This window comes from Streptococcus sp. LMAG:39, assembly GCF_008680485.1.
GTDB lineage: Bacteria > Bacillota > Bacilli > Lactobacillales > Streptococcaceae > Streptococcus > Streptococcus pasteurianus.
This window is the reverse complement of sequence record NZ_NALE01000001.1, coordinates 1,746,044-1,759,976: the sequence shown is the minus strand read 5'-3', so window position 1 is coordinate 1,759,976 and position 13,933 is coordinate 1,746,044. Positions and strand designations below refer to the sequence as shown.

The following is a 13,933-nucleotide window of genomic DNA, read 5'->3' as shown; positions in this document are numbered from 1 at the left end:
TACATTGGTCCACTCCTTTTCTGCCATACAAAAAATAGAGTCATGGGACTCATAACTCTATTATTATAACGAAAAGTGGGCTCTATTTCAATATTTCCCCACGGTGTGCTCCTCAGAAACCGCAAAATAATTGATTAAGAGAATACTACACATACAAAGACTGCCACCATAGTGCTCCATGATATTGATAAAGAAAGTTATCAAAAAGAGCATCGTATGGAATAGTGTCAGTTTCTTCCCTCTCAACTGTGCAATGAGAAAAATTGGATACAGTAGAAATAGAAAAATTCCCTGACGTAATAATGAATCAATATAAAAACTATCATCGTACATCGGATGCCCATTTATTTCGGTAAAAGTTGGGATATTTCGTGGCAACCAATCAACACCGAAATGCTGCAAATACGTATGTCCGATATTCAATCTTCCTGAAAACAAATGATTCAATGTTGCATAAATGGTACTATCACCATTGTAGAAGTATGGAAGCCCTAGCCCCAAACCAAACATCACAATCACCAGTGGAATAATCACAGAACCGGAAACCTGATACTTTAGTAATAATGGTTTCAAAAAATAGCAAAGAATGATGACTCCTGCAATTAAAAATGTTGTCCTTGAGTCGGTAATCGCAAAAATCAACAAGGAAACAAGCAACATGACCAATCCTGCTCTAGCTTTACGTCTCTTTCTAACCAAGGAAAAATCAAACAACAAACCAACTAAATACATTCCCAAAGAATTTGGGTGCATAAAACCATAAGAATGCCTAATCAAATCTTTGTCAACTCGATACATGGTCATATCAGAAATAATATGACTATTGTAAGCAAAGAGCACTAAGATTGCTACAATCAGCTTAAAGTAGAAAATCGCTGTCATCAACCGCTCATCATCTTTATCAACACTCGCTGATAACAAAAACAAGGTAACCATGGACAAATCATCAACGTTTGTTTCCAGATAATTAGACATTGGCAATAAAATCAAGAAAGCTAGTGCAAAAATCCCTGCTAAAATCTTCTCTATTGACCAACCCGAACGCCAAAAACTCCACAAATACATAGCAAATCCACCAACAATGGCAAGACTTGACATCAATAAGAAAAATGGTAAAGGAAACGGATAACGTTTCAAAAACCAAGCTAGAAATAGCAAACAAAACTCAAGAAAATACAAGGCTCGATAAAGAAACCTTGCAAATGACTCTTCAGTCCTAAATACTTCCTTTAACCTTAATATCTCCACAGTAATCTATTTCTCCAGTGCTTCAACAATTTTAACTAATTGCATTGAGTTGCTTCCCTTCAATAAAATTTGGTCAGCTGGTTGTAATACTTTTTGAATAGTTTCAAGCATGGCATCAAATTGATTCTCATCAGCTGTTTTCTTGAAATAATAAACTTTTCCAATTGGAAACATTTGACTAGCAAGTTGTGCCAATTCAGCAATGTCTTCCCCATAGAAAATGAGTGTATCTAATGTTTCAGGTGACAAGCTCATAATCATGCGTTTATGAAGCTCAACAGATTGCTCACCCAATTCTTTCATGTCAGCAAGCACAGCTATTTTTTTACCGCCCTCATTGGCAGGAATTTTAGAAAATGTCTCTAAAATCAAGCGCATTGCCGTTGGATTAGCATTGTAAACATCTGACAAAATATCAGCACCATTGGCTGCTTTTTTCCATTCCGTACGATTGCGTGTTAATTCAATTGTCTCAAGAGCCTCGACAATATCGTCATCAGAAATGGCTAATAATTTACCAACATAAGCTGCTACCATGGCATTAGTCGCATTGTATTTTCCAGGCACAGGTAGGGTAATTGGACGGTCAATCACATTTGTCGTAAAGGTCAACGATTCCTTACTTTCTTGCAAATCTTTCACAAAAATTTCTGCGCCGTCACCAAAACGAATAACCATTTGGCTTTCAGGTAAATAAGGATCCACGATTGTGTCAGCTGGCGCAATCAAAATGCCATCTGAATCCATGCCATCAACAATTTGCAATTTACCTTCTGCGATTTTCTCACGACTACCGAAAAATTCCAAATGAGCTTCACCAATCAAAGTCACCACACCGATATGTGGTTTTGCAAGTTCTGACAACAGATGAATGTCACCCATATGATCTTGCCCCATCTCAAGGACAATTTTCTCCGTATCATCTGGCATATGAAGTGCTGTATATGGCAAACCAATTTCGTTATTGTAGTTGCCTTGTGTTTTATAAGTCTTGTATTCTGTTGATAAAACCGCAGCAATCATATCTTTGGTTGTCGTTTTACCATTTGACCCTGTCACAGCAATGACATCAACACGCTGTTTCTCAAGATAATAGCTAGCTAGCGCTTGAAATGCCTCTAGGCAATCATCAACCCAGATGTATGGATGACCAGCTACTTCACGTTCTGAAAAAGTCGCAACAGCACCATTTTCAAAGGCAGTTTCAATAAAATCATGCCCATCACGCGCACCTTTTAATGGTAAAAATAAATCCCCTTTTTCAATCTTACGACTGTCAAATTCAATTTGTCGCAGGGGAACGTCATCAAACTCCGAAATAGTATTTTTAGCGCCAACAACCTTGGCGACTTCATGCAATGTTAATTTCATATTGAATCCTTCATTAAAAATCTAGTGTTAACGCCTTTTATTATACCACATTTTAGCAATCATGCAGGGATTTTTATGGTACAATTATAATTGCAAAGCTTGTTTTGCACAGAGTAGATGATTTGCGTTAAGTGTGTGTGAATGGGATGTTGTCACACAACGAAGCAATTTGCGCGGTGAATCATTGCATCCGCTGTTAAATTTTTTTAACAGCTCCAGTTTTATGTTTTAAAAGGAGTAGAAAATGAATTTATTTTTCAAAACACCCAAACTCACCCTTAAGCGTTTGGTTAGCTTGGCTATGCTAATCGCGCTTGCTTTCATCGTTGGGAAATTTTCAATTCCAGTCATTCCACAACAATTAGTTATCAGTTTGACGTTCATTGTCAACACGATTATCGGAATGATTGGCGGTCCTATTTGGGGCTTTATCAGCCTAGGTATTCTTGATGTGGTTGATACCTTATCATCAAGTAGCGCTGGTAATTTCATCATTTGGTGGACACTTATGGAAGCAATTCAGGGCTTTTTCTATGGTCTTTTCTTTTATAGTAAGCCACTAAGCTGGTCAAGCAAAAAAGACTGGCTACACGTAACAATCGCAACTGTGGTTATCATGCTGATTAGCACCTTTATCCTCACACCACTTCTGATTCAGATATACTTTGGCGTGCCATTCTGGGCACAATATCTGGCAGGACGTTGGTTAAAAGTCTTTGAAATTCCACTACGAATCATTATTACCATGCTTGTCATTCCGAGGTTACAAAAGATACCCGAATTACGCAAGCTTGCAAATCTATAACTAAAAAGCCTCAGAGAGTTATCCCATCTCTGAGGTTATTCATATCTAAAAAGCGCCCCAATTGTTAGATTTATCGTCTAACTTTTGGAGTGCAGCTTTTTTTAAATCAAATGGCTTTCGCGTTTTTCAAACATTTCTTTAGCTAATTCAACCAATTTTTCAATCAAATCAGAGTAAGCGAGTCCCATGTTTTCCCAAAGAAGTGGATACATTGACCATTGTGTGAAACCTGGCATTGTATTCAATTCATTAAGGTAAACATGACCGTCTTCTGTCAAGAAGAAATCACAACGTGACAAACCACATCCACCGATAGCACGGAAAGCTGTTGTTGCATAGCCACGCATTTCTTCCATAATGTTGCTATCGATATGCGCTGGAATATCCATAGTAATTTTATTGTCGATGTATTTAGCATCGTAATCATAGAAAGCAACGTCTTTAACCACTTCACCAGGTAATGTTGTTTGCACGTCAGCATTTCCTAAAATCCCAACTTCGATTTCACGCGCATTGACACCAGTTTCGATAAGAATACGGCTATCGTATTTAAGGGCGAGGTCAATAGCTGAGCGGAGCCCCTCTTCATCATCAGCTTTTGAAATTCCTACTGAAGACCCCATGTTGGCTGGTTTAATAAAGACTGGATAAGTCAATTTTTCATTTACTTCAGCAACCGCTTTTTCAAGGTCAGCCCCTTCAACATAAGTCACGTAAGCAACAAGTGGTACACCTGCAGACTCAAGAACGTGTTTTGTTGAAATTTTATCCATGGCAACACTTGATGACAAGATGTTAGTTCCAACGTAAGGCATTTTAAGAATTTCAAGGAAGCCTTGAATTGAACCGTCTTCTCCCATTGGTCCATGAAGAACAGGGAAAACAACTGCTCCTTCTTCATAAATATCACTTGGTTTAATTTTTTGACTTTCAACAACAGTAGCGTTAGTCATTAACTTTTCATCATCGGCTGGTTTGCTTGAAAATTCTTGTGTCTTAATAAAATCACCAGATTGTGTGATGAAGTAAGTTTTCACAAAGAATTTGTCATAATTAATCGCACGCATGACACTCTCAGCTGATAAAACAGATACTTCACGCTCCGCAGAACGTCCACCATAAAGTAAAACAAGCGTTTCTTTTGCCATAAACTTTAATTACCTGAACAGAAAAAAGATACCAAGTTAAGGTCACCTAATACATTTTTCAACAAGCCGAGCATGAACCAAAAAACAGCCCCAAACCCAACTCAAGTTCAATTCCTTTTCTATTACAATTTCCTACCTATCATACCACAAAAGAAGCTACCTTTCAAACAAGTTTAAACATCAGATGATAGAAAAAGTGACAAGCAAAAAAGCAGCATGAAGCTGCTTTTCTTACATCCTACAATTCTGTTCGATTTTCTATGGCACGAAGTAGTGTGACTTCGTCGGCATACTCGATGTCTGAGCCAACAGCCAGTCCACGTGCTAAACGTGTTACCTTGATTCCTGCTGGTTTTAGGACACGTGAGATATACATAGATGTTGCTTCACCGTCTGCGGTTGCATTGGTCGCAATAATCACTTCATTGACCTCACTATCCATTAAACGTGTAATCAATGATTTCAAATTAATATCATCTGGTCCGACACCATTCATTGGTGAAATCAAGCCATGTAAGACATGGTACAAGCCATGATACTCTTGAATTTTTTCCATAGCAGATACGTCTTTTGAATCTTCAACCACTAAAATAACGGAATGGTCACGAGTTTGATCTGTACAGATATTACAAGGGTCTTCATCTGTTAAATTCCCACAAACAGAACAATAAGTCAATTCACGCTTAGCTGCCAATAAATTTTTGGCGAATTCATTCACATCTTCATCTGACATTCCAATCGTGTAGAAAGCCAAACGTGTTGCTGTTTTTATACCAATTCCTGGTAATTTTGTAAAACTATCAATCAGCTTTGCGATAGGTGTTGGATAAAGCAATTGTCATTCTCCTTTAACAAAGTGACGAGCCGACTACTTCCTCGGCCGACTCGCTTTCATTATCAATTATTGATTAACATAAGTTGACATGTACAAATTAATAATATCACGCGCAATGTACTGGTTTGTATGATTATCTGAACTTGTCAAATGCGGAACGATGACGGCAACAGCGATATGTGAATCATCACTTGTTGAATAGTCATAGGCAAGGACACTCAAGTTAACTGTCGTTACAGCATTACCGTTAGCATCAACAGCATAAGTTTCGGCTGTACCTGTTTTACCAGCGATAGTGACTGTTGAACTCTTCATATAAGTACCTGTTGCATAAGCACTACTACTATTTACCACTTGATAGAACCCTTGTTGCAAAAGGTCCATATCATCGTCTGAAATGTTGATTTGATTAAGCACATTTGTTTCAATCGTTTTACCTAAAGTTCCAATGCCATCTGTACCATCATTGTCATAGATACTATCAACCAAATGTGGTGCAATACGTTTCCCACCATTAGCAACTGTTGCTGCATATTGTGCCAACTGCATTGGTGTGTATGAGTCATACTGACCAAATGCTTCGGTTAGGACATTACCAGCAGAATAATCATCCGAAATGTAACCAGTAGTATTTTCTGGAAGGTCAATTCCTGTGCTTGTTCCCATTCCATATTCGGCATAGGCAGCACGCAATTCTTCCATCGCTTCTTTCATACCTGTGGTTGCTAGAGACATGCCTGAATAGTATTCTTGTCCCATCATTTTAAGAGCAACTTGCACCATATAGGTATTTGATGAGTATTCAAGCGCTTGAACAGCTGTGATGTTTGTTGAACCGCTGCCTGTAAACCATGATGTAATCGCTGAAGAACCAGCAATATTGATTGATTGGTCAGCGATAACTTGGTTCCCTGAAATAGCATCTGATTCCCAACCAGCTGTCAACGTTGCTGCTTTCACAACTGACCCTGGAACAAAAATATCATTAATAGTACCAAGGGCATCAAGAGTAGTTGTTGATGAACCTGTTTCATGAGAGAGACCAGCCATTGCCAAAATGGCACCTGTCTGCGGATTCAAAGCAACTGCATAAGCTCCTTCTGAATAGGTTGCATAACCATCAGCAATATCAGCACTGTAATACTGATTTAAAATACTTTCAACACCAGCTTGGAAATCTGAATTGACTGTTAATTTTAGATTTTGGCCTGCTTTTCCTTCGCTTGTCACTTCATCTGAAACCACATTACCATTTTTATCAGTTGTAATTTCACGAACGGTATGCGTTCCTTGAAGGTATTCTTCGTATTCTTTTTCAAGATAAGACGTTCCAACACGGTCGTTCAAAGAATAACCTTTTGCCAAGTAATCGTCCGCTTCTTCTGCTGGTAGACCAGAGTGTTTCGATGAAACCGTACCAATAATTGAAGCAAGAGAGCTTGTTGGCGTTTCACGGTCCCAGTCGGTTGCGATTGAAATTCCTGATAATTTAGACTGATTAGCTGTGATATAGGCAATCTGTTCTTCCGTTAAGTCGCCAGTCGTCAAATTAACCGTGCTAAATGTTGAAGCAGCATTCATTTGACTAAAGATATAAACCAATTTTAGTTCATCTTCAGAGTAGTTAATTTCATCATCAGTTACCGCATTAATCGCATTTGCGTAAATTTCTGATTCGGTCAAATTGTTACCGTAACTATCATATTTTTCATCATCAGGCAAACTCTTGACCACTGCTGCGTAAGTATCTGAATCCGCCAAATAATAATCTTTTTTCTGACGTGTCGTAACATTTGTCTCTGTAAAAGTCACTAGAGTTGATAATTTTGCCGCCAATTCTTTCATTTCTTCAGCTGTAATCGTATTACTACGAGTAAAAGCAACTACTTGCTTGACAGTATTAGAAACTAATAAATTACCTGCAGCATCATAAATTTCCCCACGAGGGTTTGATGTTGTTACCGTATAAGTTGTTGACGAATTTAATTTCTCATCATAAAACGATTTATTCAAAATTTGCATTTGAGCCAATCTCAAAATGATAATTGAAAAAAGGACTACGATGACTGAAAAAATCAAATAAATACGTTTCGTCATACTAGTTGGCTTTTTATCAATTTTGAACTTACGTACTTTTTTTTCGGTTGTTTTTTTGGCAAATTTTAGCTTGCTCAATCTCTTCTTAAATGACATTCTTTCCTCACAATTAAAAGCTCTGAGTTCTATTTTATCACAATTTGCTTAAAACAGAGTGACACAACCTGTAAAACTTTGATCTTTTTTATTTTGAAAATTCCCCCACCATAAAACTCTTGAAAATAAAAAAAGGGAGTGGAACAAATAAAATTTCCAGTGGAGATTTTAGTCATAAGTCTAGAATAGGCGAATCGGTAATTTCGAAGAAATTCTTTCTCAGCAAAACTTAATTTCTTGTTGCTGACCTAAAACAGACCGTTTTTGACACTTACTTCGTAAGTTTTATTTCCCGATTATCAAGGTTCCCTGAACCTTGATAACTCACCTCCGCATGGCTCGAAAGATTTGGGCAATCTTTCGAGGTGGGAGATAGAGTCAAGTGAAGATTGACATCAAAAAAGGGGTGTAAAAGCTGATTTATCAGCATATTAGAACCCACTCAACGGCGATTGATTGCTCAAACAATTGAAAATTGTTTGAGATTGGAAATCTAGCTTGCAAAGCAAGCGCCAAAAAGTACCTAATCAATTGTGCATGGGAAACTCTAAGTTGACTAAAGTGGGTAATCGCTGTTTAAATATTTCTTGATAGCGACCTTCAACAATCTATCCCCAGATTGTTGAAATCCAAACTACTGCGTCTTGTAAGTTAAAGAAGCTGGGCACTTTGTCCCAACCTCTTAATTTTCTTTTGAAGTGACTGAAAAATCTACACCGACTTTGTCTCGTAGGAATTTCCAAAGGTAGTAAGCAATGTAAAAGTCAATACAACCATGGACAAGAGAACCAAAGCCAATCAGCCCAACTAGTGACCAAACATAAGCTGCACCAGTTTGTGCCCCTGCAGTCAAAACTAAAACAACGATGAATTCTGCCAAGCCATGCAAGAAATTCAAGAACAAAGCCAAAAGAAATGTTGATAAAGGTTTCTCAAGCAAACTTGGACGTTTTTGAATCAAGATAGCTCCCACAACAGCAAATAACAAATGAGAAACAGCACGCAAAACGATAACAATCGGAAAACCCGCCAATAAGAAACCTAAGCTTGTTCCTAAAGCAACTAAAACCGCAACTTGCGGTGAAATAAACATTGCCATAAAAACGGGTACGTGACTTGCTAGTGTAAACGAAGCAGGTCCAATAACCACTTTAACTGGCATAACCATTGGAATCAGAATCCCAAACGCAACCAAACTTGCTGTAAAAGCAAGAGATTTTGTCTGATTTCGTCTCATAATAACTCCTTTGTGATATCTATCAAAACCTTGATTTACCAACCAAGGCACTATCAGCTTCTTAAATGTTATCGATAAAAAAAGCCTATTGACATTATTTAGACTAATTTCCCCAAGAACAACCATCCTAGAGCCACTAATTAGTCTTGCCTATTATAAATAAAAAAAACACAGGTGTCAAGACACCTGTAACTGTTTAGTTAGACTTCAAAAGTAAGCCTTTATCTAATAACATTTCCTTGATATCTTCAAAATCATCTTTTGAATGACAAGAAAGCGTATGTGTGTGAATCCCATGTGTTAGCGAAGATAAAAGTGTCGCATTAGAATGTTCAACCTTATCCATAAAATTGGCAATATCTTCGTCGCTTCTTATATCGAGCGGCGCTGTTAACATACCATAAACAGGATGTTCAACTTCAACATCAACCACAATCCCACCATTAGCAACAATGCTGTCCAATTCTTCTTTGGTTCTTTCAGGACCATGTTGACAAGCAATTTTCCCGATAAATTGGTGCGAATAAAGCGCTTGTGACATCACATAACCTTTAGGTGTCGAAATCACGTCATGATTAGCTGCTCTCAACAGAGCAACATCACCAACAATAATTTGGCGACTAACACCAAGCCTGCTAGCTAAAGAACTGGCTGAAATGGGAACTTGCGTTTGGCTCAAAATATCGATAATTTTTTGACGACGTTCTGCTGCTTTCATAAAAGCCCCCTTCAAATATAATCCTTACTATTAATCATACCATAAATTTTCAAAAAAACGTCCACTAGATACTCACACAATAAAATTTAGCATTTTTTCAAAAAATGATTAAATTGTGAAAGGAAAAACATCTCAAAGCACACAAGGAGTGTTTAGTTCGTGTCACTAACTTTTTCTGTGCTATGCTATAATAAAGCTATAAAAAATTTATCTTGTTATAAGCAACTCAGCCATTCTGCGGGAGAATAAAATGGAGATTTAAAAAGAAATAATATTACAAAAGACAAAAAATTAGCCATTTGGCTAAATATCATATCCCTTCCTACTTTTTTCCTATTTTTTTATCTTTTTTACTTACTTGGTTTAAAGATTCAACACCCTACCATTGAAAATGTTACCTACACTATTCATTTGGGAAAATTATTTCTTTTTGTACTAGCGATACTTGCTGTTGTCATCATTCATGAACTTATCCATGCTTTCTTTTTCAAACTCTTTAAACCTAAAAGTAAAGTCAAATTTGGAATCAATTGGAAATTAGGAGCGGCATATGCTACCTGTCCAAAAGTGACTTATGACAGATGGCAAATGATAGTCATTAGCTTAGCACCTTTTATCATTTGGTCTCTAACGCTGACTATCCTCTTTGGTATGAATTTATTATCTTTTCCTGCCTATATCGGAATTGTCAGCCTACATGCAACAGGATGTATCGGTGATTTCTACTATGTCTATCTCCTTGGCATTAAATATGCCAGAAAGAAAATTTTAGCAGAAGACACAGCAGTAGGACTAATCATATATAGTAAAAATTAAGCTAAATTTAGCAAATGAATTTTGACACTATTCTTTTAGAATAGTGTTTTTTAGCACTTAACATAAAATGCTCATTATGACTAAGAAAATTTGTCAAACAAAAAGCGGAAGTGCCCCACCTCCTACCGCAGACACAAAGTCTGTTTCAAGGGGAGTTAGACCACCTCTGCTTCACTTATATTGTACATCAATCTTTTTAGTTTTATTATAAGTAATATAAAAAGCACTCTAGGGGATAGCCTAGAATGCTTTCATATTAAGGGTTTTACCCCTTATAATCTACTATCAGATTATTTACCAAGGTAGTATTCGTTTGTAACGTTTAATTTTTCATCAAATTCGAATACAAGCGGTGGGAAGTTAGGGATTTCAACATCCATAATTTCGTCATCTGACAATTGTTTGATATGTTTTACAAGAGCGCGGATTGAATTACCGTGTGCACCTACAAAGACGTTTTTACCGTCTTTAAGAGCTGGAGCGATTTTATCTTCCCAGAATGGAAGAGCACGTTCCAAAGTAACTTTCAAGTTTTCAGCATCTGGAATTACTGTATCGTCAAGGTTAGCGTAACGACGGTCAGTATGTGCTGAGTACTCGTCATCTTTAGCCATAGCTGGTGGCAATACATCGTATGAACGACGCCAGATATGAACTTGTTCGTCACCCCATTTTTCAGCAGCTTCAGCTTTGTTTTGACCAGTTAAACCACCGTAGTGACGTTCGTTCAAGCGCCATGATTTTTCAACTGGTACCCAAAGTTGGTCAGCTGCTTCAAGAGCAAGGTTAGTTGTTTTGATAGCACGTTTAAGAACTGAAGTGTAAGCAAGGTCAAACTCAATACCAGCTTCTTTGATTAATTTACCAGCATCGATCGCCTGTTGTGTACCTTTTTCTGACAAATCAACGTCAGCCCAACCTGTGAAAAGGTTAGCTTTGTTCCATTCTGACTCACCGTGGCGAGCAAAAACCAATTTTACCATTAGATAAAGTCTCCTTTAAAGTAATACAAAGGCTATTAACGCACAGCGAAAAATAGGTGTTAGCATATCAGTCCGGCGACTTAATAAGTTAGACTATTTTTGGCTCAGCATTCTAGCCATATTAATTATTACGACCAAATAAAGTCGCTTACCCTTACTATTCTACCCAAAAAGCTATAAAAAAGCTAGTAAAATTACTAATTTTCTCTAAAAGACTCAATGCCCGCTGGTCATTTTTAACCCGATAATCCCAATGACAACCAAAATCAAAAAAAGGTAGGCAAGCGGTGATAATTGGTCTTTCAGAAAGACAATTCCAACAACTACTGTTCCGATTGCACCAATCCCTGTCCAAATCGGATAAGCAAGACTCATCGGAAGTTCCTTTAACGCACGCGCTAAAAAGACAAAGCTTAAAACCATTCCAAGAATGGTTACCATTGAGTAGCCAAGCCTGCTAAAATTCTCACTTAATTTCATACTCGTTGCCCAAACAACCTCCAATATTCCTGCGAAAATCAAATAAATCCACGTCATTTTGCTCTCCTTTTCTTGATAAAATAAAAAACGGCAACAACACCATTTCTTTATCCAAAAGGATATCCTTACGAAACGATGTTATCGCCATTCCCCACTTTCCGGGGAAAGTGGTAGCTTTCTATATGATTGATGCTATTATAAATCAAATTATTTTTTATGTCAACGTCATGGTACGCATGGCATTCAAGGTTGCGAGAATCGTTACTCCCACATCTGCAAAAATTGCTAGCCACATATTCGCCATTCCGAGGCTCGCTAGTAATAAAACTAGAACTTTGATACCAATTGAGAATATGATGTTTTCATGAGCAATACGAATTGTCTTGCGAGCAATCTTAATCGCTTTGGCAATCTTTGACAATTGGTCGTTCATGACAACCACATCTGCCGCTTCAATGGCAACATCACTTCCTAGACCACCCATGGCAATTCCAACATCAGCTCTGGCTAAAACTGGTGCATCGTTGATACCGTCACCGACAAAGCCAACTGTGGTACGTGGTGATTTTTTAGCAAGATATTTTTCAAGTTCATCAACCTTATCTGTTGGCAATAGCTCCGCTTGATAGTCTGTGATACCCAGCTCATCAGCGATTTTTTCAGCAACTTCACGACGGTCTCCTGTCAACATCACCAGATGTTTAACGCCAGCTTGTTTGAATTGTTCCAAGGCTTCCTTGGTGTCTGACTTGATGCAATCAGAAATCACAATGTGCCCTGCGTACGCTCCGTCAATAGCAACATGAACGATTGTTCCAACTTTGCTACAAACCTTCCATTTTGCCCCTAGGCTATCCATGAATTTGGTATTTCCGACAGCAACACTATGTCCATTAATAATAGCGCTGACGCCATATCCTGACTTTTCTGTCACGTCTGTAATGGAACAAGCATCTGCTTCTTTTTCATAAGCTTCGCGAAGCGATTGGGCAATTGGGTGAGTTGAAAAACGTTCCACATGACTGGCTAAATGTAACAACTGCTCATCCGTAATATCATTGGGATGAAGTGCCGTTACTTCAAAAACACCTTCTGTCAATGTCCCAGTTTTATCAAAAAGCAAACTCTCAAGCGAAGCTAGACTTTCCAAATAATTAGACCCTTTAACCAATACACCTGCTTTTGAACAAGCTCCCAATCCTCCAAAAAAGCTCAAAGGAATTGAAATCACAAGCGCACACGGACACGAAATCACAAGGAAAGTCAATGCACGGCTAAACCATTCTGGAAAATTCCCAGCAAAATCACCAGAAACGAGAGGTGGAAAAACAGCCAAAATCACCGCTGCAATCACCACAGTTGGCGTATAAACAGCCGCAAATTTTGTCATGAAATGCTCACTTTTTGACTTGTTAGCAGCAGAATTTTCCAGTAAATCCAGAATCTTGCTTAACGTTGAATCCTTTACAGAATGCAAAACTTTAACACGAATAACCCCTGTCATGTTAATCATTCCTGAAAGCACTTGGTCACCAACTTGAACCGTTTGTGGTAAGCTTTCACCTGTCAAAGCTGCTGTATCAACAGAAGATTCACCAGTAATCAAAATACCGTCTATGGCCACTTTTTCTCCAGGATGGATAGAAATGACTTGCCCTTCTTGCACTTCTTGTGGGTCAATATCAACTACCTCATCGCCTTTTTCTAAGTGAACAAGGTCTGGGCGTAAATTTAACAATTCAGCAATTGATTTTTCGCTGCTACCTTCTGCAATATGTTCAAATAATTCACCAACTTGGTAAAATATCATGACAAAAACAGCTTCCGCAAACTCAGATTCATTTGTTATAAAGCTCAAGACAAATGCCCCTAACGTTGCTATCGTCATCAAAAAGTGTTCGCTGAAAACTTTTCCTTTACTGATTTTCAGCACCGCTTTTCTTAAAACATCATACCCAGCAATAAGATATGGTATAGCGTAAAGTGTAGCCTGTACTGGTAAAGATGGTTGTGTTGCCTTTACCACTCCAAAAACTAGCAAAAATCCTAAAGTCGCTAGTAAAATCCGTCTAAGGGATTTTTTGTTTTTTTCTGACATT

Annotated in this window: 12 protein-coding genes and 1 riboswitch; of the genes, 2 read left to right on the top strand and 10 right to left on the bottom strand. The window is 37.9% G+C overall.

Features of this window, described 5'->3' with window-relative positions:
- Positions 1-87: 87 nt before the first annotated feature.
- Positions 88-1,158, bottom strand: a complete 1,071-nt coding sequence (locus tag CCC20_RS09120) for a polymerase (RefSeq protein ID WP_270619638.1) — start codon at positions 1,156-1,158, stop codon at positions 88-90.
- Positions 1,159-1,254: 96 nt separating this feature from the next.
- Entirely contained in the window at positions 1,255-2,619 is a 1,365-nt protein-coding gene (locus CCC20_RS09115) for a UDP-N-acetylmuramoyl-tripeptide--D-alanyl-D-alanine ligase (RefSeq protein WP_003063800.1), read from the bottom strand.
- Between the two features lie 107 nt (positions 2,620-2,726).
- Positions 2,727-2,817, top strand: a riboswitch (THF riboswitch).
- 46 nt (positions 2,818-2,863) lie between these two features.
- Between CCC20_RS09115 and CCC20_RS09110 the strand changes: the two genes are divergently transcribed.
- Positions 2,864-3,424, top strand: coding sequence for a folate family ECF transporter S component (locus CCC20_RS09110; protein ID WP_013851594.1), 561 nt, complete (start codon positions 2,864-2,866; stop codon positions 3,422-3,424).
- 101 nt (positions 3,425-3,525) lie between these two features.
- Here CCC20_RS09110 and CCC20_RS09105 read toward each other — a convergent pair whose 3' ends face one another.
- From CCC20_RS09105 to CCC20_RS09085, 5 genes are all read right to left on the bottom strand, one after another.
- Positions 3,526-4,572, bottom strand: coding sequence for a D-alanine--D-alanine ligase (locus tag CCC20_RS09105; RefSeq protein ID WP_003063795.1), 1,047 nt, complete (start codon positions 4,570-4,572; stop codon positions 3,526-3,528).
- Positions 4,573-4,810: 238 nt separating this feature from the next.
- Complete coding sequence (gene recR / locus CCC20_RS09100) at positions 4,811-5,407, bottom strand: recombination mediator RecR (protein ID WP_003063793.1); 597 nt, start codon at positions 5,405-5,407, stop codon at positions 4,811-4,813.
- Positions 5,408-5,473: 66 nt separating this feature from the next.
- Complete coding sequence (pbp2b, locus tag CCC20_RS09095) at positions 5,474-7,600, bottom strand: penicillin-binding protein PBP2B (RefSeq protein ID WP_003063792.1); 2,127 nt, start codon at positions 7,598-7,600, stop codon at positions 5,474-5,476.
- A gap of 682 nt (positions 7,601-8,282) precedes the next feature.
- The gene (locus CCC20_RS09090; RefSeq protein ID WP_041972906.1) at positions 8,283-8,837 is read right to left on the bottom strand and encodes a hypothetical protein; all 555 of its coding nucleotides are present in this window, start codon (positions 8,835-8,837) and stop codon (positions 8,283-8,285) included.
- Between the two features lie 196 nt (positions 8,838-9,033).
- Complete coding sequence (locus CCC20_RS09085; RefSeq protein WP_003063789.1) at positions 9,034-9,555, bottom strand: transcription repressor NadR; 522 nt, start codon at positions 9,553-9,555, stop codon at positions 9,034-9,036.
- Between the two features lie 411 nt (positions 9,556-9,966).
- On the opposite strand from CCC20_RS09085, the gene CCC20_RS09080 reads away from it, so the two are divergent.
- Entirely contained in the window at positions 9,967-10,371 is a 405-nt protein-coding gene (locus CCC20_RS09080; protein ID WP_003063787.1) for a DUF3267 domain-containing protein, read from the top strand.
- A 290-nt stretch (positions 10,372-10,661) separates the two neighbouring features.
- Here the strand turns inward: CCC20_RS09080 and CCC20_RS09075 are convergent, their stop codons facing one another.
- From CCC20_RS09075 to CCC20_RS09065, 3 genes are all read right to left on the bottom strand, one after another.
- Positions 10,662-11,354: a phosphoglycerate mutase gene (locus CCC20_RS09075; RefSeq protein WP_003063785.1), complete on the bottom strand. Its 693-nt coding sequence runs from the start codon at positions 11,352-11,354 to the stop codon at positions 10,662-10,664.
- A 216-nt stretch (positions 11,355-11,570) separates the two neighbouring features.
- The gene (locus CCC20_RS09070; RefSeq protein WP_003063783.1) at positions 11,571-11,891 is read right to left on the bottom strand and encodes a DMT family transporter; all 321 of its coding nucleotides are present in this window, start codon (positions 11,889-11,891) and stop codon (positions 11,571-11,573) included.
- Between the two features lie 157 nt (positions 11,892-12,048).
- Positions 12,049-13,932 carry a heavy metal translocating P-type ATPase gene (locus CCC20_RS09065; protein ID WP_058692790.1) on the bottom strand — a complete coding sequence of 628 codons (1,884 nt, stop codon included), beginning with the start codon at positions 13,930-13,932 and terminating at the stop codon, positions 12,049-12,051.
- Between the last annotated feature and the right edge of the window lies 1 nt (position 13,933).

Coding starts and splice junctions, on each gene's coding strand:
- CCC20_RS09115 (WP_003063800.1), bottom strand. CDS start 2,619: ATGAAATTAACATTGCATGAAGTCGCCAAGGTTGTTGGCGCTAAAAAT.
- CCC20_RS09065 (WP_058692790.1), bottom strand. CDS start 13,932: ATGTCAGAAAAAAACAAAAAATCCCTTAGACGGATTTTACTAGCGACT.
- CCC20_RS09075 (WP_003063785.1), bottom strand. CDS start 11,354: ATGGTAAAATTGGTTTTTGCTCGCCACGGTGAGTCAGAATGGAACAAA.
- CCC20_RS09070 (WP_003063783.1), bottom strand. CDS start 11,891: ATGACGTGGATTTATTTGATTTTCGCAGGAATATTGGAGGTTGTTTGG.
- CCC20_RS09090 (WP_041972906.1), bottom strand. CDS start 8,837: ATGAGACGAAATCAGACAAAATCTCTTGCTTTTACAGCAAGTTTGGTT.
- CCC20_RS09110 (WP_013851594.1), top strand. CDS start 2,864: ATGAATTTATTTTTCAAAACACCCAAACTCACCCTTAAGCGTTTGGTT.
- CCC20_RS09105 (WP_003063795.1), bottom strand. CDS start 4,572: ATGGCAAAAGAAACGCTTGTTTTACTTTATGGTGGACGTTCTGCGGAG.
- CCC20_RS09085 (WP_003063789.1), bottom strand. CDS start 9,555: ATGAAAGCAGCAGAACGTCGTCAAAAAATTATCGATATTTTGAGCCAA.
- pbp2b (WP_003063792.1), bottom strand. CDS start 7,600: ATGTCATTTAAGAAGAGATTGAGCAAGCTAAAATTTGCCAAAAAAACA.